Genomic DNA, 24,268 nt, shown 5'->3' with positions numbered 1-24,268 from the left:
GCGGCAGGAGGACGGGTCTCAGTCCCGCTTGCAGATGCGGTCAAGGAGGTTGGCCGTGGCGCGCTGGACGCGGGGGTCCACATGGCCGGGGCGGTCCAGGGCCGGGGACCAGGCGAAGGTGCCGGTGGCGAAGACCAGGGCGCCGGAGGGGGCCCGGTAGAGGGACGTCTCCTGGTGGCGCGGGGCACCGTCGGCGTCGGTGTACGGGGAGTGGGCGAGGAGGATGCGTTCCTCGTGGGGTGGGAGCGCGGTGCGCGGGAAGTAGCGGTCGGCCTCGCCCGCGACCATGCCCTCGATGCCCTCGCCCTCGTGCGCCCCGGTCGCCTCCCACAGCCAGTGGTCCGCGTTGCGGACGATGAGGGGGTGCGGCTCGGGGACCCGGCCCGCGTACTGGATGCCGACCAGTTGCTGCTCGGCGCGGTCGATCTCGCGCCAGAGGACGGGTTTGCCGGGGCCCTTGCGTTTGCGGCAGGTCAACAGCCGACTGGGGACGCCGGACGGCGATGGCCCCAACTCCACCTGCCAGTACATGGTGTTGGCGGAGAGGAAGACCAGCGAGGTGCCGCTGTCGCGGGCGAGTTCGGCGGTGCGGCGCATGGCCTGCGACCAGTACTCGTCGTGGCCGGGGAAGACCAGGCCTCGGTAGCGGGTGGGGTCGACCTGGCCGGCGTGCAGATCGCGGGCGTCGGCGTAGGCGAGGTCGTAGCCGTAGCGCTCGGCCCAGCGGATGAAGTCGTAGGCGTGGCCGACGTGCAGCGGCAGGCCGGCGCCCGCGTACGGCCGGTCGAAGGAGACCGTGGTCGCGGCGTCGGCCTCGCCGAGCAGCCGGCCGTGTTCGTCCCAGGCGTGGTAGAGGCTGGCGCCGGTGCGGCCGTCCTCGGGGTAGAGGTTGTAGGCCTGCCAGGTGACGTCGGGGAGCACCACCAGCAGGTCGGCGGGGTGGTCGTCGCGGACCGTGAAGGGGATGTGGGAGCGGTAGCCGTCGGCGGTGGTGAGGACGGCGACGTACGCGCCCGCGCTCCAGTACGAGGGGACCTGAAGGCGCCAGGAGAGCCACCAGTGGTGGCAGGAGACCGTGCGGTCGGCGGTCAGCGGCGGGGGCTGGACGATGCCGGGGAGCCGCGGGCTGGTGGTGATCTTGGCGGCGCCGTCACCGTCGTAGTGGCCGATCCGGTAGATGTCGACGCTGAATTCCTGGGGCGGGTCGACCGTGATGTGGAAGTCGGCGGCCTCGCCGGGGGTGACCGCGCCGGTGGAGATGAAGCCCTTGATCTGACGCCGGACGTCGTCGGCGGAGCGGGGGCCGCCGGGCCCGGACGCGGTGCGGGGGCCGGGGACGCGGGGCGCGGCCTCGGCCCGGTGCCGCGCCTGGGCCGCTCCCTGGGCAGACCCCTGGGCCGGTCCCTGGGTCCGGGTCGGCGCCGGGGCCTGGTCGACGTACCAGGGGACGACCTGCCCGGTGGCGTCGAAGTACGTCTCGCTGCCGCGCAGCCAGGGGACGGGACCCTGGCCGAAGGGGTCCGTCACGGCGTGGGCGAGTGCTCCCGATTCCCATCGGCGAACGTGCTCCGGTCCCGGTGCCATGGTGCTCCCCTCCCTCGGGCCCCCGTCGGTGGTTGCGTGCGGACACACTGCCCGCGGCCCGCACACGTGGTCGGCGTGCGCGGTTCGACTTCGGTCGCGTCGTCTTCTGTCGCGCTGTGTCGGGTCGCGCTTCTGTTGTGCTGTCTTGGGTCGCGTTGCCTTCGGGCGCGTTGCCTTCGGGCGCGTTGTCTTATGTCGCGAGCGCTTGCCATGGGCGCTATCGGTCCCAGCACATCACATAACGCGCGCAGACAGTCACTATTCGTTGCGAATTGGCCGAAAGTGGAACCAGGTTCTCCGTTACGGCAGGAGCGACGGCGGGCGGTCTCAGCCGAGGCGGACCGGCTTTTCCGGGCGTATCCCCAGCTTGACGAGCCAGGCGCGGAGCGGGGCCGCGTCGCCGTCCTCGACGAGGCTGAGAACGCGGGGCGCGAGGTCGGCCACGCGCACGCCGTCGACAAGAAGCGTCGGGCCGTCGAGCCAGTCGAGTCCGGGGGTCGCGCCGACGGTGTCCATCGCCGCGCAGCAGACCATCGCCGTGACGTGATCGGCGAGGAGTTCACGGTCGGTGCGCGGGGGCTGGAGGGGGAAGAGCGGGAGCCCGCCGTTGTCCCACAGGGAGCCGTCGGGGCTCTGGCCTCCGGCGGCGGGGGCGGAGGGCGTGGCCGCCGCCTCCTCCTCGCGGGCCAGCTCCGCGCCGAGTCGGGTGGCCAGGTCGGTGCTGCGGGGGTTGGAGGCGGGGAGGGAGTCGTCTTCGTCGGCGTGGCCGTAGGAGGCGTGGGCATGGCCGTGGCCGTGGACGTGGGCGCCGTCGCGGTCGTGGTCCCCGTCGCGGTCGTGTTCGTGGTCGCGGTCGTGTTCGTCCGGGTGCCCGGCGGGGGCTTCGTCGTCGTAACCGTCGGGGTGGCCGGCGCGGGCTGTGTCGTCGTAGCCCTCGTGGAGTCCGGCGCGGGCTGCCTCGTCGTAACCGTCACGGTGTCTGGCGAGGCCCGCGCCGCCGTAACCGTCAGGGTGCTCGGCCGGGGTCTCGGGCGCGTGGGTGGGGGCGGAGCCGGGGCCGGGCGGGGGCGTCAGGTGGTCGAGGACGCGGGCCAGGGTGGGGCCGGCGGAGGCGTGGATCGTGGGGTCGGGGGTGGGGCCGGGGTGGGGCGCCGTGGGGCCGGGGGTACGGCGGACGCCGACGGCGTCGAGGACGCGGTGGAGACGGGCCGCGTCGGTGCGCCACTTGCGGTCCACGACCTCGTCCGGATACTCCTGCCAGCCCACCGGAGACCAGTCCGGGCCGGACTCCGCCGGGCCGCCGTGGAAGAGGCGGGCGGCGAGCAGGGACGTGGCCTCGTCGATGGCGCCGGGCTCTTCCAGCAGGTCACAGGCGGGACGCTCGCCGAGCCGAGAGGCGAACCCCTCGGCCAGGCGGTCACGCCGGGACAGTTCGGTGAGGGCGGCGACGACGCCCGCGTCCAGCCGGGAGGGCCAGCGGCCCATCCGCCAGGCGGGCAGCGCCACGCGCGTGAGCAGCCGGTCCCAGCCCGCGTACGCCAGGCCCACCTGCTCCTGCGCGACGATCCGCAGCCCGTAGTCCACAGCCTGTGCACGCTCGGCGGCGGCCGCGGCCACGCCCCGCTCCATCTCCGAGGCGTGCGTCTGGCAGCCGCGCAGCATCAGTCGCGCGACCCAGCCGATGCCCGCGCAGGCCAGCCGTACGCCGGGACAGCGCCCGCGGTCGGCGGAGACGGCCACCGCGGCGTCCAGCCCTCGCACGAAGCGCCGGGCGGCGGCTATGTCCGGGTGCGCGGAGGGGCCCGTACCGGCAACGACCGGGGCGAGGACGGCACGCAGCTCTCCGACGCGCATCCACCACAGGAACGGCGAGCCGATGACGAGGACGGGCGCGGTCGCCGTACGACGGTGGAGGTGGCGGGCGGAGCCGGTGCCCGCTATCTCGTCCCCGGAGCGGGGCGCGGGCGGGCCGTGGGCCGGGTGGGTGCGGTCCTCCAGCCAGCTGTCGCAGTCCGGGGTGAGGGCTATCGCGGAGGGCGCGGGGACGTCGAGGCGGTCGGCGAGGTCGCGCACCAGCCGGTACAGGTCGGGGGCCGCCTCCTCGGCGATCGCGACCGTGGGACTGACGGCCGGACGGGACCGGGCGACGACCAGGGCGACGACCCCTGCGGCGAGCAGGACGACGAGCGCGACCGCGGAGACCACCCCGCGGGCGGCATCCCACCCCGGGCCCACGAGGTGCCCGGTGGAGCCGCCGACGAGCAGGATCACGGCGGCCGCCGCGGGCAGCAGGGCGATCGCGAGCGCCCTGCTGCGGATGCGCAGCACCGCCAGCGCCCGGGCTCGCGCGGCCTGCGCGCCCGCCTCCACTCCCATACCGCTCACGTCGGGATCTCACCCCCTCCCCGTCTCGGTCTCCTGGCTCTTCCGGTCTTGCTCACTCCCCCACTGTGGCACCCGCCACTGACATCGCAATGCCGGTGGGCCAAGTGCCGGAACGCTTGCGCCGCACCCTAGTTGGCGCTCCGGCCCACGTCAGCCGGATGGGGCAGCGCTCACTCGATGGAATGGCTCAGGGGAAAGGTGGATGACGGTCGGCAACGATCAGGCCCCGGGTTCCCAGGGGATCCCTTGCGGAATCCCGTGGTGGCCCGGGGCCTGGAAAATGCCTGGTGAGAGGCGTGTCGGGGAGGTGCCACCGAGGCGTGCCGAGAGCTCGCCAGGGGCGTGCCAGGGGGAGCGCCAGGGGGCGTGCCAGGGGGAGCGCCAGGGGGCGTGACCGGAGCCTCACCGGGGCGGGTGGGACCCGCCCCGGGCGCGGGTCACGCGCCCGCCGCCGCCTTCGCGGCGATGTCCGTACGGTGCTGGGAACCGTCGAGGCGGATGCGAGCGACCGCCCGGTACGCCCGCTCCCTGGCCTCCGTGAGGTGCGCGCCGGTCGCCGTGACGGACAGGACACGGCCGCCCGCGCTGACCACCGCGTCGCCGTCCTGCCTGGTCCCGGCGTGCAGCACGTACGCGTGCGGGGCGTCCTCCGCGGCCACCGCGTCGAGGCCGGTGATCGGGTCGCCGGTGCGCGGGGTGCCGGGGTAGTTGTGCGAGGCGACGACCACGGTGACGGCAGCGTCGTCGCTCCAGCGCAGCGGCTCGAGGATGTCCAGGCTGCCCGTGGCGGCGGCGTTCAGGACGCTGGCGAGCGGGGTCTTCAGCCGGGCCAGGACGACCTGGGTCTCGGGGTCGCCGAAGCGGGCGTTGAACTCGATGACCCGCACGCCCCGGCTGGTGATCGCGAGGCCGGCGTACAGCAGGCCGGAGAACGGGGTGCCGCGGCGGTGCATCTCGTCGACGGTCGGCTGGAGAACCGTCTCCATGACCTCCTCGACCAGCTTCGGATCGGCCCACGGCAGCGGGGAGTACGCGCCCATGCCGCCGGTGTTCGGACCCTCGTCGCCGTCGAGCGCGCGCTTGAAGTCCTGGGCGGGCTGGAGCGGGACGACCGTCTCGCCGTCGGTGATCGCGAAGAGGGAGACCTCCGGGCCGTCGAGGAACTCCTCGATGACCACGCGCTCACAGGCGGCAGCGTGGGCCAGCGCGGCGTCGAGGTCATCGGTCACGACGACGCCCTTGCCGGCGGCGAGACCGTCGTCCTTGACGACGTACGGCGCGCCGAAGGCGTCGAGGGCCTCGGCGGCCTCCTCGGCGGTCGTGCAGACGTAGGAGCGGGCGGTGGGAACACCGGCCCGCGCCATCACGTCCTTCGCGAACGCCTTGGAGCCCTCCAGTTGCGCGGCCTCCTTGGACGGCCCGAAGACCGGGATCCCCGCCTCGCGCACGGCGTCGGCGACCCCGGCGACCAGCGGCGCCTCCGGGCCTACGACGACCAGCTCGGCGCCGAGTTCCACGGCCAGCGCGGTGACGGCCTTGCCGTCCAGGGCGTCGACCTGGTGCAGCTCGGCGACCTCGGCGATGCCGGCGTTGCCGGGGGCGCAGTGCAGCGCGGTCACAGCGGGGTCGAGGGACAGTGAGCGGCACAGGGCGTGTTCGCGGGCGCCGCTGCCGATGACGAGGACGTTCACGGGGTCAGCCTAACGGCAGGCGGCGGGGTGGGTTTGTGCGGGCTTCCGAGGGAGCGGGGTGTGGATCGTCGTAGGAATCTACGAGTGGGGGCGACGGACGGGCCGGGGACGGGCGGCGGACGGGCGGCGGACGGGTGAGGGACGACTGGGAGACGGCTGGGGACTCGCCGGTCGGACACCCGTGGCCGTCACCCCTGGCCGTCACTCGTTGGTGAACTCCTCGACCACCGTCGCGCCCAGTTCGCGGACGATCAGCTCGTGACCGGAGAGGGCCGACTCGTTGAGGTCCGGGTCGTCGTCCTCGGGGATGTCGTCCTCGGGGGCGACCGGTTCCGGGGCTGCGGGGCGCGGAGGTGCCGGGCTGGCCGGAGCGGGTGCGGGTGCCGCGGCCGAGGGGGATGTGGGCCGGGCCGGAGCGGCGGGGGAGGCGGTCGGGGCCGGGGGGTGGGGGGACGGCGTACCGCCACCGCCGTAGCCGCCGCCGGGTGCGCCGTACCCACCGGGGCCGCCGGTGTTGCCGTAGCCACCCGGTGCGCCGCCACCGCCGCCGAAGCCGCCGGACTGCGCGGGTGCCGAGCCGCCGGACGGGTCGACGACCGCGTCGATCTTCCACTGGACGTTGAACTGCTCGGCCAGCGCCTGTCGCAGCACTTCCTCGCTGCCGCTGCCGGCGAAGTTGTCGCGGGCGCCGGCGTTGACGAAGCCGAGCTGGAGGGTGGTGCCGTCGAAGCCGGCCACGTGGGCGTTCTGGCTGAGGAGGATCCAGGTGAAGCGGCGGCGGTTCTTGACGGCTTCCAGGATGTTGGGCCAGAGCATGCGGGGGTCGAGGCCGCCGGCGGGGGGTGCGTAGGCCGCGGAGGCGGCGGGGCCGGAGGCGGAGGCCGCGGCCGGAGGGGCGGCGGAGGCGGCGGGGGTCGGTGGCGCGGCCGGGACCTGGGGCCGTGCGCCGCCGCCGGCGGGTGCGGCCGTGGGCCAGCCGCCGGGCCGACGTCCGCTGCCCGCGGCGGTGGCGGTGGGCCAGGCGCCGGGAGCGGCCGGGGCGGCCTCCGCGGGGGCCGGGGTGGGCTGGGGAGAGGGCGCGGGAGCAGGGGCCACGGGCGGGACCGGGGGTGCCGCTGACGCGGCGGGTGCGACTGGTGCGGCCGGTGCAGCCGGCGCCATGGGCGAGACGGGTGTGGCTGGTGTGGCTGGTGCGGTCGGTGCGGTCGGTGCGGTCGGTGCCATGGGTGCGGCTGGTACGGCCGAAGGCGGGGTCCCCGCCCCGCCGCCCGCCGCCGGCCCCCGCACCGCGGCCCGCGCGGCGGCGGCCCCGCCCCCGGGCGGAATGGCCTGCGCACCGGCACCCGCACCCGGGCCCGCTCCCCCGGCGTGCGCCTCCGGCCCGGGCACGTACCCCATGGCCGGCATCGCGGGCACGGTCGGCGAGCCGGTGCCGGCGGAGAAGTTCACGCCGCGCTCGATGCGGTCGAGGCGGGCCATCACGGAGCGCTCGTCCCCGTAGGCGGTGGGGAGCAGGACGCGGGCGCAGATCAGCTCGAGCTGGAGGCGGGGCGAGGTGGCGCCGCGCATCTCGGTGAGGCCCTCGTTGACGAGGTCGGCGGCGCGGCTCAGCTCGGCGGCGCCGAAGACGCCGGCCTGGGCCTGCATCCGCTCGATGACGTCGGCGGGAGCGTCGATGAGCCCCTTCTCGGCCGCGTCCGGCACGGCGGCGAGGATGACGAGGTCCCGCAGCCGCTCCAGCAGGTCGGCGACGAAGCGCCGGGGGTCGTTGCCCCCCTCGATGATCCGGTCCACGATCTCGAAGGCGGCGGAGCCGTCACCCGTGGCGAAGGCCTCGACGACGGAGTCGAGCAGCGAGGCCTCCGTGTACCCGAGGAGGGAGGTGGCCATGGCATACGTCACACCGGCGTCACTCGCGGCGGCGAGCAGCTGGTCCATGACGGACATGGAGTCACGTACGGACCCGGCTCCCGCGCGCACGACGAGCGGAAGCACGCCGTCCTCGACGGGGATGTCCTCCTGCCGGCAGACCTCGCCGAGGTAGTCGCGGAGCGTCCCCGGCGGCACGAGCCGGAACGGGTAGTGGTGTGTCCGCGACCGGATGGTCCCGATGACCTTCTCGGGCTCGGTGGTGGCGAAGATGAACTTGAGATGCTCCGGCGGCTCCTCGACGACCTTGAGCAGCGCGTTGAAGCCGGCCGACGTGACCATGTGGGCCTCGTCGATGATGTAGATCTTGTAGCGGCTGCGGGCGGGCCCGAAGAAGGCCTTCTCGCGCAGGTCACGGGCGTCGTCCACACCACCGTGGGACGCGGCGTCGATCTCGATGACGTCGATCGAACCCGGCCCGTTCCTGGCCAGGTCCTTGCAGGACTCGCACTCTCCGCAGGGCGTGGGCGTCGGGCCGTTCTCGCAGTTCAGGCAGCGGGCCAGGATGCGCGCGCTGGTCGTCTTGCCGCATCCGCGCGGGCCGCTGAACAGGTACGCGTGATTGACCCGGTTGTTGCGCAGCGCCTGCTGCAACGGGTCGGTGACATGCTCCTGCCCGATGACCTCGGCGAACGACTCCGGGCGATAGCGGCGGTACAGCGCGAGAGACGACACGCTTACGAGGTTATAGGCGCCCACCGACAACCGAGGCCCCGCGAACGCAAGCGCCCCCCACGCACCCGCCAGAGCCGACCTACCCTTGCTGCCTTCCGGCCCTGGGGGAGTTCAGTCAGATAGCGCCGCGTGAGGGGCTGCCCAAACAGTACCTGATGCGAGCGGGCGGGAACGAGTTCGCGAGCACTCCTCAACGTCTTGTATTGTTTGCCGCGGAGGATTCGCCTAGAGGCCTAGGGCGCACGCTTGGAAAGCGTGTTGGGGGCAACCCCTCACGAGTTCGAATCTCGTATCCTCCGCCAGTGCCTCACCGGGCACGATGTCGAAGGGCCCCACCGCTTGCGGTGGGGCCCTTCGTCGTTGCCCGTCTCAGTTTCCGTCTCAGTTCGTCTCTGAGTCCGTTTCCGGGAGCTCCCAGAGAGCGTCACCGACTTGCTGCGCGACTTTGCGGAGCATGGTCCCCGTCACATGCATGTAGCGGGCGCGCATCCGGGCCGCTCCCCCAGGCTCCCAACCCATGATCGAGTCGATCACGACGTCAGGGACGCCGAGGATCAGGAGGACGGTCGCGGCGGTGTGTCGAGCGTCATGAAGACGGCCGTTCCGGACTCCGGCATCCCGAAGCAGCCGCTTCCAGGTGTGGAAGTCGGTGTTCGGGCTCAGCGCTCCGCCGATCGGCGAGGCGAAGACGTACCCCTTGCCCTCCCAGTCGGCACCGGCCGCGATCCGCTCCCGCTCCTGGGCCTCTTGGTGCTGGCGGAGAATCTTGATCAGCGGATCGGGCAGGCCGATGGTGCGCCGGCCCGCGCGGGACTTGGTGGACTTGTGCTCACGGCGCGTCTGCTCCTTCTGAGGGCAGTAGCCCGCCTTCCGGCCGCACGGGTTGGCCCCGCAGCCATGCGCGTACTTCGGGCGCAGCCGGTTCTTGCGGATGCGGACGTACCCCGCGTCGAGGTCGACGTCCTCCCAGTGCAGCCCGAGCGCTTCCCCTTGGCGGAGGCCGAGCGCCAGGGCGACGACCCAGCGCGCACTGTTGCGGAGCTTGGCGGCTTCAACGAGGAGACTCTGCACCTCCTCGATCGTGTAAGGCTCGATGTCCTCCTCTTCGAGGCGGGGAGCCTTGGCGATCTCGGCCGCGTTCGTCGCGACGTGCCCACGCCGGACGGCTTCACCGAGGGCGACCCGGATCGTCCGGTGGGCGTGGTGGGCGGTGCCGGCCGAGCTCCCGGACGCCTGCATCTTCCGGTAGAAGCGTTCGAGGTGCTCGGGCTCCAGGCGGTCGAGCTTGTGGGCGCCCAGGCCGGGGACGAGGTGAACGCGGACGTCGACCTCGTACCCGTCGTACGTGTTCTCCGAGACGTACGGCTTGGCGATGTTCTCGACCCAGTGCTCAAGCCAGGCTTGGAGCGTCCAGCTCTGCCCGGGCTTCCTGAGCTTCTTGTCGTCCCGCGCCCGCTCCATCTCACGGACGGCTCTGGTCACCTCAGCCTTGGTCTTGCGCTCGATGTGGCGGCGGTCGGGCCTGCCGTCATCGCGGACGCCGACGGTCACCCGCCCGTGCCATTTGCCGTCCTTGCCGAGGTAGATCGACGAGGCACCGTTGGGCTGACGTGTGCGGTTCTTCTCTGCCATGTGGTCCCCCTCAGGCCGCGTGGGCAGGTCGGTGGCGCAGCTTGGCCACGTAGGCGGGTAAGGCGTCGGCGGGGACTCGGCGGAGCCGCCCGACCGTGACGGACTCGATCTCTCCGGCGAGGACGAGCCGGAAGCACGTCGTACGGCCGATGCGGAGCCGCCGGGCCGCCTCCTCGACGGTCAGGAGAACCAAGGACGGGTCGAAGGTCTCGGGAGCGGTGGTGCCCCTGGGCTCAGCCATGGGTCGGTTCTCCTTCCGTTCCGGGGGCGGGTTCAAGGGATGCGGCGAGCCATTCCTCAGCAGCGGTGAGGTTCGTACCGGCGAACACCCAGTGGGCGAGAACGAGCGTGGTTTCGCCGTCCTGCGGGACCGTCGCGGGCGTGGCTTGTGCTCGGCGCCATTCGGCGCGCGCGGTGCGGAGTGCGCCGAGGGTGGTGGAGTAGCGGCGGGACTTGGTGGAGAAGTGGCCGCGGAAGCCGAGCATGTGCGCCCAGGCGCGTAGGCGGAGCTCTGCGAGCTCGGGGCGTGCGCCGAGGGTCCAGGCGACGCGGATCATGCGTCGGGCGTGGTCGGAGATGCGCGCTTGGGCGAGCTCGGCGAGGAACTTGAGCGGGCGGTCGAGGGTGCCGGTCGCCGTCTCAGCGCCTTTGGTGGCGTACTTGGCGATGTACGAGGCGACGGCTCGTTCGGTGAGCTCCTGGCCGTTGTCGAAGTCGGCGGATCGGATCGTGCGGACGTCGAGTTGGCGGCCGAAGGCGAAGGTGTGCGCGCGGCCGTCGATGGTCGGGCCGTCGACGCGGGCGGCGGTGGCTGCGGCCTGGATGGCGTCCGTGAGGAGCTCTGGCGTGGCCCAGGCCGGCGGTGGGGTGTCGCCGCCTTCCGGGCCGTCGAGGCGGATGACCGCATGGAAGTGGACCGCACCGCGCCTTTGGTACTCGGCGACCTTCGCGAAGGAGATGCGCGCGTGGTCGCGGAAGGTGCGTTGGGTGAGGCCGGCGCGCTTGGCGACCTCCCGGCGGAGGTAGATGGAGAAGCGCCGCCAGAGGAGCCCTGCATGGGCGTTCCACAGCACGGCCGCTTCGTAGTCGTACCGGTCCGGGTCAAGGGGCGTGCCCAGCGCCCGGTCGTCCTCGCCATGGCGGGCACCGCAACGGCAGGGGCGTCCGTCGGTGCGGCGGTTGTGGACCGGGCCGAAGCCGGGGGCGGTGAAGGTGGCGAAGACGCGCGGGTGTGTGCCGACCTGGTCCGAGGTGCCCTTGCCGCCCCGTAGCCCTGCGGTGATCAGGTGGTACGTGTCGCGGCGGTAGGTCTCGGCGCAGGCCGGGCAGCGGGTTGCGCGGCGGTTGTTGCAGCGGACGAGGAGTTGGCCGGCCGGGAGGGCGGTCGAGTCGAGGTGGTGCAGGGTGCGGCCGATCTCGCCGGTTGCCGTGTCTACGGCGTATTCGGTGCGGTGGCCTTCGAGGCGGACAGGGTGGGTGCAGCCGCCCAGGGTGGAGAGTTGGCAGGCCAGCTCGGGCATGGTTCCGAGGGAGGCCAGCATGGAGAGTTCCGCCAGCGGGGGCGGAGTCTGCCGGGTGATGACGGGACTTCCTTTCGGCTGTTACGGCGGTGGAAAGGGACGGCTCCGGGGCGGCGGGATGCTTGGCGGCGTTTGCCGCCCCGGCGGCCGGTCAGCGCCTGTTGGCGTTGTTCAGCAGAGAGCGCAGGACCACGGCGGCGATGGCCACGGAGATGGCCGTGATGGCGACGGCCGCCAGGAGCGCGGTGAGGACGACCCCGCCGACGAGGACCGCTGCGACCGGGCCCGCGTAGGGGCTGAGCGAGCGGCCGGTCATCGGCGCCGGGCTGTGGTGGTGCTGAGGGACGAGCGTCGACGGCGGAGTGGGGACGTCGGGCAGCTTGGGGCGGAACATGGCAGAGCTCCTTTCAGCGGTTGTCGCCGTTGACGACGCCGACCCCGGTACGGGTGCCGGTCTCGATGGCGGGGGCGAGGAAGGTGTGGGAGAGCCAGAAGCCGAACAGGGCGATCACGACGGCGACCCACAGGCGGACGCCGAGGAACTTGATCGCAAACCAGGCGATGACACCCAGGACGAAGACGAGCGGGAACGAGACGGTCACCGGTTCTCCTCAGCGGACGCGGCAGCGGTGGGTGCGGGCGGCGAGCTCGGCGGCTGTGCGGCTGTCGTAGTCGGCGGAGAAGCCGCAGCGCGGAGCCGTACAGACGGCGGCGTGCTTCTCACGGCCCCGGCCGTCGTAGTACGTGCCGACCTGAACGGGGCCGATACGGACGACCCGGCGGAAGCGAGGGTTGGCGGGCATGGGAGCTCCCTTCAGAGCTGTGCGGCGATGGCTTCGGCCAGCGGTGCGGGGACGCCGAGCCGGACACGGAGGGCCGGAGTGTCGATGGGGGTTCCGGTCCGTGCATGGTGCTCGGCGGCGACTTTGCGGGCGTGTTCGACCAGGGCGACCGGGACAGGTACAGGGCGAGCGGCGACGGCGGTGGGCCGTGGTTCGGGCTCAGGGGCGGTTGCGGTCGGCTCCGGAGTCGCCGGTGTGGAATCTTCGGCCGTCTGGTGTGGGGTGTGGGCGAGGAGGGTGCCGCCGAGGAAGGCGACCGCGGGCCATCCGGCGACGAGGATGCGCAGCCAGGCAGGTACGGCGTCCAGGTCGAGGAGGCCGGCTGTGGCGACGTTGGCGCCGAGCGAGGCGGTCAGCGCGACGAGGAACCAGCACCACCCGGCCGCTTTCGACCCCCCGGAGCGCAGCCGCCGCCAGGCCGCCACCAACAGCAGGTCGACGGAGACCGGATAGGCCCACGCCTTCCAACCGTCCTGTCCAGCAGCTGAGGCAAGGTCGTGCAGGTGAGCGAAGGACAGCGCGGCGGCGATGACCGCCTGGACGAGCACCGCGTCGACGCGGGCCAGGTGGGTGCGCACGATCGGGTTCCTTCCGATGCGGTCAGTCGGTGGGCTTGAGTTCGTCGACCCGTGCGCGGGCAGCGGCGGCGACCTCGGCCGCTTCGGTGTCGTCGGGACGGTCGGCGGCGATGCGTTCCAGCAGTTCGGCCTTACGGCTCATCAGGTCGGCGTAGTCGCCGACTCCGAACTTGCGGTGGTCGGCCAAGTCGGCCAGGAGTGAACTGACTTCGGAAATAGACGGGCGGGACACAGTGACTCCCTCGGTTTTCGGGCGTGCCGGGGTAGGGACTCGGCACGAGGCGGACATGCCGGCCCCTTGGGGTCGGTGGTGAGTGGGCTATTCGGTGACCGGGACCGGGGTCAGCGGTGGTGCCGGTGCTTCGATCGGTCGGACCGGCACTGCGGGCCGGAACGGGTCGAGCTCGGGCAGGTCGGGGACCAGGTGAGCCGACTCACGGCAGACCCCGGCCGCGTCGGCGAGGGACAGGAACGGCGTACGAATGCGGGACCAGCCACCAGAGGTGTCGCCCGCCACGGCGAGGCCGGGCATCTCCGGGGCGATGGCGCAGGCGGCATGGACCGCTTCGGGGGCGATGTCGCCAAGAGCCATTCTGGCGGAGGCTTCGTCGTTGACGCGGTGGCAGACCCGGCCGGTGAGCTGGGCGCGGAGCATGGTGGCGCCCTTGCCGAGTTCGGCGCCGAAGCGCTGTCCGCAGACTTCCAGGTAGATGCCGGCCGCGCGGCCGAGCTGGGCGAGGCGGATGAGCTGAGTGACCATCTCGTCGCGCCGTTCCTCGTCCTTCTTCGTAGCGATGAGGAAGAGTTCGGCGACCTCGTCGACGAACAGCACGACGGGGAAGGGCCGTTGGTGTTCCGGCAGGCCCCAGACGTCGGAGGTGATCTCCTCGTTCGGAGTGCCGGGCGCGATGCCCTGGCGCGCTTTGATCAGGTCGTAGCGGTCTTCCATCTCGCGTACGAGGACCGGCAGCAGCTCGGCGGCCTGCTGGGGATCGGTCGCCAAGGCCGACAGGCGCGGAGCGAACGGCGCGAGCTCCACGCCCCGCTTGCAGTCGATCCCGACCAGTGCGACCGGTTGCCGCGCCAGTCCGGTGACCAGGTGCCGCAGGTACATGGACTTGCCCGACAGCGTCGCGCCGAGGGTGAGCTGATGCGGGACGGAGCGGTAGTCCCGTACGAAGGCCGTCGCGTCCTCCCTCAGCGCCACCGGCACCTTGAGGAGTCCGCCGCCCGCCTTCCTGGGCATCCGCACGTCGCGCAGCACGTCGAAGCCGACTAGCCGCAGTTCCACCACACCCGGCTTGACGTCTTTCACGTACACGGCGTGGACGCCCCAGGCGTGCCGCAGCCTCTCTGCCGAGGCGGCAACGTCCGCCGGTTCCTGCCCGGGTGCCAGTCGCAGCCGAAGCCGCAGGCCGGTTGCGGTGGGCCGGATGATGCCGCGTCGCGGTGGAACCGGACGGATCTCACGTCGAGTCGTCGCCCTGACGGCGAGGACGCGCAGCCGGGAAGGCTGCACCGTCAGGCCGCACGCCTCCATGACGGAGCCGTACGAGCCCAGGAGCCGGACCGTCGATATCGGCAGGCCGACCGTGGACCAGTAGACGCCCGGGTGACGAGCCCGGGTGTAGGCGGCCCCACCGCCGAGCGCGGCGAGGGGACCACCTATTTCCAGTAACGTCGTCCAGTCCGACATCAGACCGGGGCCCCGACGACGGACGGGAACGCGGCCGGCGCGACCGCAGCCGCGCGGAAAGCGATGCCGTGCCGCTGCTGGCCGTTGAACACGCTCTCCCACGGCCGGGCCACCAGGCCCACCAGCGAGACCGGGGCGCCCAGCGTCAGCCCGTCAGTGACGCCGCTTTCCGGAACGGTGACCTTGATCAGCGAGGACTCGCCGTCCTCGATGTAGACGACGCCGATGGTCATCAGCGTCTCACCGCTGGTGGCGTCCTTCGCGATCTCGCCGGTCTGCCGGTCCCGGACCTTCGGTTCTGGTGCCTCGGTCAGCAGGATGGTGGCCGCCGAGGTCTCCACACGGATTACACGCACAGAACTGATCTCCCTTGCGCTGCACCGCACGCACGCGCGACGGTGCATTCAGTGATGAATGACTACGCAACGGGAGGTTGACCGCATACCGACTGGGCGCGATACGCTCCAAGAGCGTTGATGCCAACGACGCACCCGGCCTGAGTGGGCTGCCTCCCGCTCAGGCCACATCTGCTTTCTGTGGCCCTTTTCGCTCCCGTGTCGGCGCAGGTCTGCCTTCCTGCTCCGGCACGTTCGCATGCCCGCATCACCAACTCCGCTGGGCGCGAAGAGGCATACTGACGACAACCACAGTAACCCGTACTCCAAGTACTGTCTAGTACTTCAGGTACCAGTCCGTACTTCGTGTACGCCCAACTCTCCTGCCAGGGCTCGCAGTTCCTCGGAGGGTGGCTGACTCATGGTCAGCAGGTCCGCCACGAGTTGCTTCACGACCGGCAGGGCCCGCACCATCTCGGGCGACAGTTCGCGTGCCCGCAGCAGCGCCGAAACCGCGTCAGCAACCTGGCGACGCTGGGCATAGGCCCTGGCGACATCGATCTGAAAACGCGTCTGCCGTTCCGCCGACAGACCCGACGCATCGACACCCTGCGCGGCCCTCAGGGCGACGCCGGCGTCTCCCAGGTCGACCGCGACGGCCACCTCGTGCAAGCCCACATTGGTCGGCCCGAACTCCGTGTTGTAGTCGTTGCGCCCATCACCGACCTGGTCCGCCAGCGCGCGAGCGTCGCGGAGATACCCGTACGCCTCATCCGCTAGGTTCAACCGGGCTGCGGCGACCGATCGTTGCAGCGTCAGCGCACCACGCAGCGCCACCGCCTCGACCTGTCCAGAATCCGCCAGGGGCCGCAAAGCGTCAGCCGCACTCCCGGACACCTGGGCCGCCTGCTCGAAGTGACGCGCGCCGAGGAAGACGAGAGACAGACGGAATTCACCGGCCGCCATCAACAGCGGGTCGTTCGCACGCTCCGCAGCGACCACGGCGCGATCAACGGCGATCCAGGCCGCTTCGGGCTCCCCCATGTTCGCCAGCGCGCCACTGCACGTGTGATACATGACAGCCAGAAGGCGGAACAGCTCGGGACGCTCCGCTTCCGGAACCGACCGGGTGGCCGACTCCAGCCGGGGAACCAGCCCTTCGAGCAGCTCGGCCAGGTCGGCGTAGTTGCCGTGGTGCGTCAGCGACCAAGCACGGTCGACATCGACACGAAGCGCAGACACGTCCGGGGATGCAGTCTGATGACCGAGGATCGCCTTCAGCGAGTGGGCAGCACTCAGCACTAGCCGCAGCCGACTCGCACCGGGCGGCTCACCTTCCGCCACCGACGCCACGATGGGCGCCTCCGCCGCCAACTCGGCAACAGGCAGCTCAAGAACCTCGGCGACCTTCTCCAGCACGGTCATCCGGTCGATACGACGTACGCCCCGCTCCACCTGGGACACCCACGCTTCCGAGCGCCCCAGCAAGCCGGCGAACTCCTTCTGCGACAACCCCCGGCGCTTGCGATTGAAGGCGATCTTGCGACCGAGCGCCTTCTGATACTCAGTGCTCAACGTCCACACCCTTGCCGGACACGAAGTCCAGGCGGTCGACCTCAGTGCCGGAGAGGTACCGGTCCCGCTCGGAGAGGAAGGCCCGCACGTAGTCCTTCGACTCGTGCATCTCGAAGGCCTCTTCGTCCCGGTAGAGCTCGTAGAACATGCGCTCCAAAGGACGGCCGTCAACCCGGTGCACGGCATAGATCACCGTTCCGGGCTCATGCGCGCGGATCTGCTCCCCGGTGCGCGCAACCAGATCATCGAAGGCAGCCGCCGCCACCTCGTCCTTGCAGGTAAAACGCACCATCAGTCCGAACATGCGCGGTCCTCTCTCCATGGCTTCCAGACCAGCACCAGACCACACGGCGAACGCTATGCGCCACTCCGCCCGCACGAAAAGTACGAACCCGCACTCTCAGTACGCGCATATTCGGTACGGTGCTAGTACTAATTGTACGGCTCTGCATGGTCCGTGTCAGCCGGTCGGCACAGCTGGCACAGAAAGCAGCAGGTCACCGCCATGGAGGACCCATGCCCACCCATCGACGCACCTTCCCCGGAGATCCCCAAGAACTCAGCACCGCGCGCAGCTGGACCCGCGCCACGTTGAACGGCCACCCGCACTCCGAAGACGCCGCACTGATCGTGAGCGAACTCGGCACCAACGCACTCACGCACACCGCCAGCGGCGAGGGAGCCGGCTCCTTCCACGTCACCCTCACCATCTCGGAACTGGCAGTCACGATCGCGGTGACCGACTCCGGACACACGAAGACCATCCCCGAAGTCCAGCACCCGCCCCTCAATGCCACTCACGGCCGCGGGCTCGGGATGGTCGCCGCACTCGCCGAGAGCGTCACGGTCCAGGGCGACGACTCCGGCCGCACCATCACCGCCGAGCTCCGCGCCCAGGCACAGGAGTCAGCGCCGTGCCCCTGACTCCCGAACCACGCACCCACCAAGCCGACACACCTCAGGAAGCCCACGGCAACGACGGCGGATCCACAGTCACCGCGGAGCTCCTCACAAACACCCAGGCTGGAGGCCACCGATGTCGATGACGAAACCCCGACCCGGCTTCTGGTGCGAATGCTGGACACAGAACCTGGACGGGCAGTCGGTGCCGGCACTCTTCGGGGCCTACGACGCCCACTCCGCAGTCGAGGCCAACAACTGGGTGGCGACGATCCTCCGCACCATCTCACCGGCACTCGACACCGCTGCCTCCCAAGAAGCCTGGAACCGGCTCTACGACCAACGGATCGACACGAGACGAGCCCTTCTACGCCGCGAGCACTTCGCCGTGTCCATCACCCACGCCAGCACACGCATCACCTGGACAGTCCGACCAGCAACCTTCCTGCCACTCGCACACCGCGAAAGCGCAGAACTCCCCAGGTGCGCATACGACTTCAAGCCTCACACGGGACCGGACACGCCCCAAGACACCGACTGAGTTACAACCTTCTTCACGGGTTCAAGGCGGCTCGCTCCGCTCACCGCGCGCGGCCCGGCCCCCGGCCGGGCCTGCGCTCCTGTCTCCGCCCCGCTCCAGCCCGGCCGGCACCCATGCCGCGCTCATGACAATCAGCCGCCTGATGCCAGATAAGGGCTACATCGCGGCTAGGGCGGTCGACTACAGGGCTTTAGCAGTCACCTTGGCGCGAGCCCCGACGGCCATGGCGAGAGCAGTGGTTCCTGTGCAGATTGCGTGGGTATCGCTGATGGGTATCCAGGCCGTGGGCGGGGAAAAGAAAACGGCCAACGAGCAAGGCGTGATGGCCCAGCCATAGTTCCGTCATGCGACGGGTCGACCGGGCAGAGACGGCGGTAGGTGCACCGCCTTAGATGGGGGAAATGAACATGTCAGAGGCGGTCTTCGGGTTACTTGGCGCGCTCGGTGGGGCAATCATCACCGGTTCAGCAGCATTCTGGGGCCCCTTGAGGCTCTCGGCTGTGACGAGCAGGGCGGCGAGTCAATCGGAAGGTCGGATCCGCAGGCAGGCCGAGGCTGAGCGCATCATCCTCATACGAACAAAGGTCCGCACGTGGAGCGATCTTCTAGAGCGGACCATTGAGGATCTCGAACTCGGGGGTCACGTTAACGCGGATGCGTTCAACGATGCGGTCAGAATCGCACGAAGTGACGCGCAGTCCGCTTTAGATCACGCAACACATGATGGAATCTGGATCCAGCAAACCAACTACGGATACCCATTGCGACAACCTGAACAGCCAGGTGCTGGACCTTACTCCCCTCACACGCCCAGTCTTGAGCGCTCAGACACGATCCGTCTTGTGTGCGCGCTTGATGACTTGACATCCCTGACACGAGCTGCCGTCATCAGAGGTGGTCATCAGGACGACGATCGGGTCAGGGAGCTGAGGGCTGCTATGAGGGCAGCTACCGAGGCCCGTGGGGTGCTATCAGCACTGCTCCTGAGCCGAATGGAAAAGATCATGGGTGTCATCATCATCGGCAGGCAAGTCACGACCCCAGTTCCTCCCTGTGCTGCCCCCAGGCACGCCCGCCCCCGTCGAAGAATGCTTCGGAGGCAACCGTCACGTGTATGAGACGGAGCCAGCCCCCCGAATGTCGACGAGCAGCGGCGGACGCACGCAAACGTCTGCGGACCATCAGCACAGGTGAGTGCCACACCAGCCCAAGGCGGAGTCCTCACCCAAGTTGCTTCAGGACGAAGAAGTCATCACCCAAGGTCTCACCGCCACGCTCCCGCCGACGAGGCTTGCTCTGGTCGACGGCATGGCAGCGTGGCTGAGGCCGGCGGGGGTGCAGCGAGGCACACGCGCGCCTGATCAGTCGGCGCGCCCGCCGTCGTGGCTGACTGTCGTCGGCCGAGGTTCTGGCGCCGCTGGCCCTGGCGGATGACGTAGCCACGTTCAAGGAACAGTTGGATGCGGTCGCTGACCCGGCGAGTGCTGGCACCATCGCTCTGCTGGCCCAGTACTGCGACGACCCTCTCTCGTAGCGGCCTTCCTGGTGCATCACTCACTGTCGTGACCGTCTCAGTTTCCGTCTCATTCAGCCCCGTTCACGGTCGTTCAGGCGAGACCCGGAGTCGTCTCCACGCCAGTGGCCAACCGCCCATGAACTCTGGTGAACGGCCCCGAACGACGCCCAAGACCCCACCACCACAGTTGGAAAGCGTGTTGGGGGCAACCCCTCACGAGTTCGAATCTCGTATCCTCCGCCAGTGCCTCACCGGGCACGATGTCGAAGGGCCCCACCGTGAACGGTGGGGCCCTTCGACGTGCGTGGTCTCAGGCCGTGGTCTGCCCGTCCGCTGCCGCCGTGACGGGTTCTTCGGGTGCCCTTGGCAGGCCACGGAGTCGGCTCACCGGGGACAGGACAAGCGCGATCACCACGGCGGCGGACCCGATCGCCGCCGCGGTCAATGCGCCCTGGGCGCCGATCCGTCCGGACAGCAGGCCCGCGAACAGGCCGCCGAGTGCGCCGCCGCCGAACAGCAGGGTGCGGAAGACCGCCGTCATCCGGCCCATCATCGACTGCGGGGTGCTGGCCTGGCGCAGGCTGACGATGATGACGCCGGCGACGCCGAGTCCGAGGTAGGTGGCGAAGAAGGAGAGGACGAACATCCCCACCATCACCGGCCGGGGGCCGGTGGCCAGGACGATCAGCATCGGGCCGGTGAGAAGGACCGACTGGGCGACGAGGTAGACCAGCCCGAGCCGGAAGCGCCGGATGACCTTCCGGGAGATCGCTGCGCCGATCAGTCCGCCCACGGAGGCGGTGGCGAAGATGCCGCCGAGGGTCGTCGAGTCGAGGTGCAGGTCGCGTGTTCCGTACAGCAGGAACATCGTCCACACGGTGATCATGGAGAAGTTGCAGCAGAACCCGATCAGGGCCAGCGACCGCAGGACCGGGTTCTTCAGCACCCAGCGCAGGCCGTCCCGGAGTTCGGTCGGCAGGTGCCGTCGTGCGGCATACGGTTCGGGGCGGGACTCGGGCGTGCGGATGAGCAGCAGTGAGATCAGGGACACCAGATAGGAGAACGCGTCGACGATCAGCGCCACAGGCGCGGTCAGGGCGCCGACCAGGACACCCGCGAGTCCGGGCCCTGCCACATCGGCCGCCGATGAGCTCATCCCCATCTTGGCGCCGGCTTCGACATAGTGCTCGGGGTCGCGTACGAGAGTGGGTACGTACGACATCCAGCTCACGTCGAACAGCACCGAGGCGACGCCGACGGCGCAGGCGATCACAAGAAGCGAGACCATGCTGAGCGCGTCCGTCCAGTACAGGACGGGTACGAGCGCCAGCAGGATCATCCGGACGAGGTTGGCGCCGAGCATGATCCTACGCCGCCGGGCCCGGTCCACCCACACCCCGAAGACCAGGGCGAGACCGAGGTACGGGACGAGTTGCAGGAAGCGCAGGACACCGACCTGCTCGTCAGTGGCGTTGAAGGCGATGATTGCGGTCAGCGGCAGGGCGAGGTTGGTGACCTGGGTGCCGAGGAGCGAGAGTGTCTCGCCGAGCCAGAACTTGAGGAAGTCGCCGTTGCGCCAGAGGCTTTCCTTGGACGGTTCTACGGTGCGTGTCTGCGCGGCGGTCATCGCCGTCCCTGGCCGGCGAGGTCCGCGACCGCGTCGGCGACGTGGTCCACCTCCTCCTCGGTGTTGTAATAGTGCGGCGACAGGCGCAGGCACCATTCGACGCCCTTTGCCCCGAAGTCGAACTGCGCGAACTCACGGAAACTGAGTGCCGAGTTGACGCCGCGGGCGTCCATGGCTGCCTTGAACGGCTGCGGCTGCCACCCCTCCACGCCGACGGTGACGAGCGCGGCAAGACGCGGGCCGCGGTCGAGCACGCGCACCCCGGGGAGGGGTTCGAGCCGGTCGCGCAGTCGGGCCGCGAGCGCCGGTGTGCGCTGCTCGATGGCCTCGATGCCGACCTTGCGGGCATAGCGCGTCGCGGCGGCGCTGCCGAGCACCGTGGCGTATGGGAACTCCCACTCCTCGAACCGGGCCGCCGTCCCGACAGGCTCGTAGCCGCCCGGCTCGGTCCAGCGGGCACCGTGCATATCGATGAACAGTGGTTCGTAGCCCGCACGCAGGACGCGATCGGAGACGTACAGGAATCCGGAGCCGCGCGGGCCACGGAGGAATTTGCGGCAGGTGGCGGTGAGGAGGTCGCAGCCGATCTCTTCCACGTCGATGACGAACTGGCCCACCGACTGGCAGGCGTCGACCAGGTAGAGCAGGTCCAACTCGCGGCAGTGACGGCCGATTTCGGCAACCGGCGAGACCAGGCCCGAGTTGGTGGGGACATGGGTGGCGGACACCAGGCGCGGGCGGTGGATCCGCATCAGCGCGGCCATCGCCTCCACATCGACCCCGCCCTCGGGTGTGTCGGGCGCGTGGAGGATGCGTACGCCGAATCGCTTGCGCAGGGACAGGAAGGCGATCTGGTTGGAGACGAAGTCGTCGCGGGTGGTGAGGATGACGTCGTCGGCCTCGAACGGGATCGACGACAGCGCGTTGGCGTAGGCGTGGGTGGCGCTGCCGGCGAAGGCGATGTTGTCGGGCGTGGTGTTGATGAGGGCGGCGATCTCTGTGTAGAACTCGCGGACTTCGGCGGCTCGGGCGGCCGACGCCTCGTAACCACCGATCCGCGCCTCGAGGTGCAGATGGCCGACCATCGCGTCGAGGACCGGGGCTGCCAGCAGGCCGCAGCCCGCGTTGTTGAAGTGGATGACCTGGCGACACCCCGGGGTGTCGGCCCGCAGGGCGGCGACGTCCAGCTGAAGTGCTTCCGGAGCAGACCCAATAGCGCTATTCTTATCTCTCATGAATGACGGTAGCACTTCTGGCGAGTTGGCCGACAGTCTCCGTACGCTGCTCTCCCGTCTTTCGCCCGGCGACCGGCTGCCGAGCAGCCGGGAGCTGATCAAGGAGTACCGGGTCGGCCCTGCGACCGTGGCGCGGGCGATCGCCGCACTGGCCGCCGAGGGCGCGGTGGTGACCCGTCCGGGCAGTGGGACGTACGTGGCGCAGCGCACCCGGCTCCACGACGGAGCCAATGCCGCTGCCACCGACGCAGCCTGGCAGACGGTCGCCCTCACCGACCGCGCCGTCGACACCCACTTGATCGCCGACCCGCTCGGCCCGCCGCCGGCCGGGACGATCACCATGGACGGCGGCTATGTGCACCGCTCGCTCCAGCCCATCCGGGCCCTGAGCGCGGCGCTGGCGCGGGCGGCACGCCGTCCGGACGCCTGGGACCGTGCCCCGGCCGGCGGCCTGATGGCGCTGCGCACCGTGTTCGCCCGGTTCGTCGGCGGCAGCGTGGCGCCGGAGGACGTGCTGGTCACCGCCGGGGGGCAGAGCGCCCTGTCGATCGCGTTCCGGGCCATCGCCGGGCCCGGCAGCCCGGTCCTGGTGGAGTCACCCACCTATCCCCGGGCCCTGGCCGCCGCCCGCGCCGCGGGTTTGCGGCCGGTTCCGGTACCACTCGACGCCGACGGCGTCCGGCCCGACATGCTGGCGGACGCGTTCGCGATGACCGGCGCGCGACTGCTGTACTGCCAGCCGACCTTCCAGAACCCGACCGGCACCGTGCTGGCGTCCGAACGGCGCCGCCAGATCCTCGATGTGGCCCGCGCTTCGGGCGCCTTCGTGATCGAGGACGATTTCGCGCGAAACCTGGGACATGGCGGCCCCGTACCGCGGCCACTGGTGGCCGACGACCGCGACGGCACAGTCGTCTACGTGACCTCACTCACCAAGCCCGCGGCACCGAGCCTGCGGATCGGGGCGCTGGTGGCCCGCGGGCCGGTGATGGAGCGCATGCGGGCGGTGCGCCTGATCGACGACTTCTTCGTCACCCGCCCGCTCCAAGAGGCCGCGCTGGAGGTGCTCAGTTCCCCGTCCTGGGACCGGCACGTCCGGTCTCTCGGCGCGGCGCTCAGGGAGCGCTGCGCCGTGCTGGCCGCCGCGGTCGCCCAGGACATCCCTGGCACGGCCTTGCCCGCGCTGCCCACAGGCGGACTCCACCTGTGGGTTCGCCTGCCGCCCGGCGTGGACGACACCGTACTGACGAGCGCCGCCCGGCAACGCGGCGTCGCCGTGAGCGCCGGCAGCCGCTACTTCGCCACCGAGCCACCAGCGGCTCACCTGCGTATCGGGTTCGCTGCCACAGCCGACCTTGCCGAGCTGACCGAAGGTGTGCGTCGGCTGGGAGCCGCGCTTGCGGATCTCGGCCCTGGGAAGGAGTGAGGCGCACGATGAGCATCGGCCTCCGGGGGCCGAGTCGCAGTGGACGTGCGAACCGAGCAGCCCGACACTAGCGCGCCTATGTCTCGTACCCCCATGGGTTCAGCGTGAGCGCGCCTGTCCGGGCCAGATACTTGATGTTCCGGCTCCCCACGGTCCAGCCGTTCGCGATGGCGATGGCAGCGATCAGGGCGCCCGGCGGGTCAATGCTCGCCCGGAGGGTCGCCGCCCTGGTCTCATTCCTGGTCTCAGTCCTGGTCTCATTCGCCACCGTCCAGCAGCGTCCGCGTGAGCCAACCACACACTCTCCGCCGCAGGTCAGGACGGGCACGGCCGCCGCCGGACGGCCGTACGAACATTTGGAAAGCGTGTTGGGGGCAACCCCTCACGAGTTCGAATCTCGTATCCTCCGCAGCCGCCTGAACAGGCGAAACGAAGAGCCGAGCCGCAATCGCGGCTCGGCTCTTCGCCGTGCGCTGGTTGCAGTTTTGGTTGCATTTACATCCTCCCATTAAGGATATTTCACCGAGCGGGTAACCAGATCTTCTACTGTCGTCGGCTCGTCTCGTCGGGCTGGGCCCGCG

Annotated in this window: 21 protein-coding genes, 1 tRNA gene and 1 other RNA gene; 4 read left to right on the top strand and 19 right to left on the bottom strand. The window is 70.5% G+C overall.

Going from position 1 to position 24,268, the window contains the following annotated elements; translation table 11 throughout:
• Positions 1-18: 18 nt before the first annotated feature.
• The 5 genes from ACZ6D7_RS16385 to ffs all read right to left on the bottom strand — a co-directional run bounded on the left by ACZ6D7_RS16385 (position 19) and on the right by ffs (position 8,406).
• The gene (locus ACZ6D7_RS16385) at positions 19-1,584 is read right to left on the bottom strand and encodes a N,N-dimethylformamidase beta subunit family domain-containing protein (protein ID WP_469490668.1); all 1,566 of its coding nucleotides are present in this window, start codon (positions 1,582-1,584) and stop codon (positions 19-21) included.
• Between the two features lie 327 nt (positions 1,585-1,911).
• Positions 1,912-3,960: a M48 family metalloprotease gene (locus tag ACZ6D7_RS16380; RefSeq protein ID WP_469490788.1), complete on the bottom strand. Its 2,049-nt coding sequence runs from the start codon at positions 3,958-3,960 to the stop codon at positions 1,912-1,914.
• Positions 3,961-4,406: 446 nt separating this feature from the next.
• Positions 4,407-5,660 (bottom strand): phosphoribosylamine--glycine ligase, encoded by a 1,254-nt coding sequence (purD, locus tag ACZ6D7_RS16375; protein ID WP_469490664.1) that lies wholly within the window; start codon positions 5,658-5,660, stop codon positions 4,407-4,409.
• 201 nt (positions 5,661-5,861) lie between these two features.
• Entirely contained in the window at positions 5,862-8,264 is a 2,403-nt protein-coding gene (locus ACZ6D7_RS16370) for a DNA polymerase III subunit gamma and tau (RefSeq protein ID WP_469490658.1), read from the bottom strand.
• Positions 8,265-8,307: 43 nt separating this feature from the next.
• Positions 8,308-8,406, bottom strand: an RNA gene (gene ffs, locus ACZ6D7_RS16365) — signal recognition particle sRNA small type.
• A gap of 72 nt (positions 8,407-8,478) precedes the next feature.
• Between ffs and ACZ6D7_RS16360 the strand changes: the two genes are divergently transcribed.
• A tRNA-Ser gene (locus ACZ6D7_RS16360) sits at positions 8,479-8,566 on the top strand.
• A gap of 79 nt (positions 8,567-8,645) precedes the next feature.
• Here ACZ6D7_RS16360 and ACZ6D7_RS16355 read toward each other — a convergent pair.
• The 12 genes from ACZ6D7_RS16355 to ACZ6D7_RS16300 all read right to left on the bottom strand — a co-directional run bounded on the left by ACZ6D7_RS16355 (position 8,646) and on the right by ACZ6D7_RS16300 (position 16,746).
• Complete coding sequence (locus tag ACZ6D7_RS16355) at positions 8,646-9,896, bottom strand: tyrosine-type recombinase/integrase (protein WP_469490656.1); 1,251 nt, start codon at positions 9,894-9,896, stop codon at positions 8,646-8,648.
• A gap of 10 nt (positions 9,897-9,906) precedes the next feature.
• Positions 9,907-10,137: an excisionase family DNA-binding protein gene (locus tag ACZ6D7_RS16350; RefSeq protein ID WP_306950828.1), complete on the bottom strand. Its 231-nt coding sequence runs from the start codon at positions 10,135-10,137 to the stop codon at positions 9,907-9,909.
• On the bottom strand, positions 10,130-11,437 hold the full coding sequence (locus ACZ6D7_RS16345; protein WP_469490652.1) for a replication initiator: 1,308 nt from the start codon (positions 11,435-11,437) through the stop codon (positions 10,130-10,132). Before ACZ6D7_RS16345 ends, ACZ6D7_RS16350 begins: the two co-directional genes overlap by 8 nt.
• A 130-nt stretch (positions 11,438-11,567) precedes the next feature.
• The gene (locus ACZ6D7_RS16340) at positions 11,568-11,810 is read right to left on the bottom strand and encodes a SpdD protein (protein ID WP_469490650.1); all 243 of its coding nucleotides are present in this window, start codon (positions 11,808-11,810) and stop codon (positions 11,568-11,570) included.
• A 13-nt stretch (positions 11,811-11,823) separates the two neighbouring features.
• Complete coding sequence (locus tag ACZ6D7_RS16335) at positions 11,824-12,018, bottom strand: hypothetical protein (RefSeq protein WP_469490647.1); 195 nt, start codon at positions 12,016-12,018, stop codon at positions 11,824-11,826.
• A 9-nt stretch (positions 12,019-12,027) separates the two neighbouring features.
• Complete coding sequence (locus tag ACZ6D7_RS16330) at positions 12,028-12,219, bottom strand: mobile element transfer protein (protein WP_360246300.1); 192 nt, start codon at positions 12,217-12,219, stop codon at positions 12,028-12,030.
• Between the two features lie 11 nt (positions 12,220-12,230).
• Positions 12,231-12,836: a DUF2637 domain-containing protein gene (locus ACZ6D7_RS16325; protein WP_469490643.1), complete on the bottom strand. Its 606-nt coding sequence runs from the start codon at positions 12,834-12,836 to the stop codon at positions 12,231-12,233.
• A gap of 22 nt (positions 12,837-12,858) precedes the next feature.
• The gene (locus tag ACZ6D7_RS16320; protein ID WP_469490641.1) at positions 12,859-13,023 is read right to left on the bottom strand and encodes a hypothetical protein; all 165 of its coding nucleotides are present in this window, start codon (positions 13,021-13,023) and stop codon (positions 12,859-12,861) included.
• 132 nt (positions 13,024-13,155) lie between these two features.
• Positions 13,156-14,532 (bottom strand): FtsK/SpoIIIE domain-containing protein, encoded by a 1,377-nt coding sequence (locus ACZ6D7_RS16315; protein ID WP_469490635.1) that lies wholly within the window; start codon positions 14,530-14,532, stop codon positions 13,156-13,158.
• A complete protein-coding gene (locus ACZ6D7_RS16310) occupies positions 14,532-14,888 on the bottom strand; it encodes an SCO3933 family regulatory protein (protein ID WP_306950813.1) in 357 nt (118 codons plus the stop codon). The genes ACZ6D7_RS16315 and ACZ6D7_RS16310 overlap by 1 nt, the downstream gene beginning before the upstream one ends.
• A 324-nt stretch (positions 14,889-15,212) precedes the next feature.
• Positions 15,213-16,451, bottom strand: coding sequence for a helix-turn-helix domain-containing protein (locus ACZ6D7_RS16305; protein WP_469490628.1), 1,239 nt, complete (start codon positions 16,449-16,451; stop codon positions 15,213-15,215).
• Positions 16,432-16,746 carry a putative quinol monooxygenase gene (locus ACZ6D7_RS16300; protein ID WP_469490625.1) on the bottom strand — a complete coding sequence of 105 codons (315 nt, stop codon included), beginning with the start codon at positions 16,744-16,746 and terminating at the stop codon, positions 16,432-16,434. Before ACZ6D7_RS16300 ends, ACZ6D7_RS16305 begins: the two co-directional genes overlap by 20 nt.
• A 212-nt stretch (positions 16,747-16,958) precedes the next feature.
• Here ACZ6D7_RS16300 and ACZ6D7_RS16295 point away from each other — a divergent pair, with 212 nt between their 5' ends.
• A complete protein-coding gene (locus tag ACZ6D7_RS16295; RefSeq protein WP_469490621.1) occupies positions 16,959-17,366 on the top strand; it encodes an ATP-binding protein in 408 nt (135 codons plus the stop codon).
• A 112-nt stretch (positions 17,367-17,478) separates the two neighbouring features.
• A complete protein-coding gene (locus ACZ6D7_RS16290; RefSeq protein WP_469490619.1) occupies positions 17,479-17,883 on the top strand; it encodes a hypothetical protein in 405 nt (134 codons plus the stop codon).
• A gap of 1,826 nt (positions 17,884-19,709) precedes the next feature.
• Here the strand turns inward: ACZ6D7_RS16290 and ACZ6D7_RS16285 are convergent.
• Both ACZ6D7_RS16285 and ACZ6D7_RS16280 read right to left on the bottom strand, forming a co-directional pair.
• Positions 19,710-21,026 carry an MFS transporter gene (locus ACZ6D7_RS16285; RefSeq protein WP_469490617.1) on the bottom strand — a complete coding sequence of 439 codons (1,317 nt, stop codon included), beginning with the start codon at positions 21,024-21,026 and terminating at the stop codon, positions 19,710-19,712.
• Complete coding sequence (locus ACZ6D7_RS16280) at positions 21,023-22,261, bottom strand: aminotransferase class V-fold PLP-dependent enzyme (RefSeq protein WP_469490615.1); 1,239 nt, start codon at positions 22,259-22,261, stop codon at positions 21,023-21,025. Before ACZ6D7_RS16280 ends, ACZ6D7_RS16285 begins: the two co-directional genes overlap by 4 nt.
• Between ACZ6D7_RS16280 and ACZ6D7_RS16275 the strand changes: the two genes are divergently transcribed.
• Entirely contained in the window at positions 22,260-23,687 is a 1,428-nt protein-coding gene (locus ACZ6D7_RS16275) for an aminotransferase-like domain-containing protein (protein ID WP_469490613.1), read from the top strand. The two genes, ACZ6D7_RS16280 and ACZ6D7_RS16275, sit on opposite strands and share 2 nt — an antisense overlap.
• Positions 23,688-24,268: the final 581 nt, after the last annotated feature.

The organism is Streptomyces sp. NPDC041784 (assembly GCF_055591025.1).
The sequence above is the reverse complement of the archived record's forward strand: the minus strand, read 5'-3'. Positions and strand labels throughout refer to the sequence as shown.

Coding starts and splice junctions, on each gene's coding strand:
- ACZ6D7_RS16290 (WP_469490619.1), top strand. CDS start 17,479: ATGTCGATGACGAAACCCCGACCCGGCTTCTGGTGCGAATGCTGGACA.
- ACZ6D7_RS16340 (WP_469490650.1), bottom strand. CDS start 11,810: ATGTTCCGCCCCAAGCTGCCCGACGTCCCCACTCCGCCGTCGACGCTC.
- ACZ6D7_RS16350 (WP_306950828.1), bottom strand. CDS start 10,137: ATGGCTGAGCCCAGGGGCACCACCGCTCCCGAGACCTTCGACCCGTCC.
- ACZ6D7_RS16330 (WP_360246300.1), bottom strand. CDS start 12,219: ATGCCCGCCAACCCTCGCTTCCGCCGGGTCGTCCGTATCGGCCCCGTT.
- ACZ6D7_RS16385 (WP_469490668.1), bottom strand. CDS start 1,584: ATGGCACCGGGACCGGAGCACGTTCGCCGATGGGAATCGGGAGCACTC.
- ACZ6D7_RS16345 (WP_469490652.1), bottom strand. CDS start 11,437: ATGCTGGCCTCCCTCGGAACCATGCCCGAGCTGGCCTGCCAACTCTCC.
- ACZ6D7_RS16280 (WP_469490615.1), bottom strand. CDS start 22,261: ATGAGAGATAAGAATAGCGCTATTGGGTCTGCTCCGGAAGCACTTCAG.
- ACZ6D7_RS16295 (WP_469490621.1), top strand. CDS start 16,959: ATGCCCACCCATCGACGCACCTTCCCCGGAGATCCCCAAGAACTCAGC.
- ACZ6D7_RS16380 (WP_469490788.1), bottom strand. CDS start 3,960: ATGGGAGTGGAGGCGGGCGCGCAGGCCGCGCGAGCCCGGGCGCTGGCG.
- ACZ6D7_RS16275 (WP_469490613.1), top strand. CDS start 22,260: ATGAATGACGGTAGCACTTCTGGCGAGTTGGCCGACAGTCTCCGTACG.
- ACZ6D7_RS16285 (WP_469490617.1), bottom strand. CDS start 21,026: ATGACCGCCGCGCAGACACGCACCGTAGAACCGTCCAAGGAAAGCCTC.
- ACZ6D7_RS16355 (WP_469490656.1), bottom strand. CDS start 9,896: ATGGCAGAGAAGAACCGCACACGTCAGCCCAACGGTGCCTCGTCGATC.
- ACZ6D7_RS16315 (WP_469490635.1), bottom strand. CDS start 14,532: ATGTCGGACTGGACGACGTTACTGGAAATAGGTGGTCCCCTCGCCGCG.
- ACZ6D7_RS16300 (WP_469490625.1), bottom strand. CDS start 16,746: ATGTTCGGACTGATGGTGCGTTTTACCTGCAAGGACGAGGTGGCGGCG.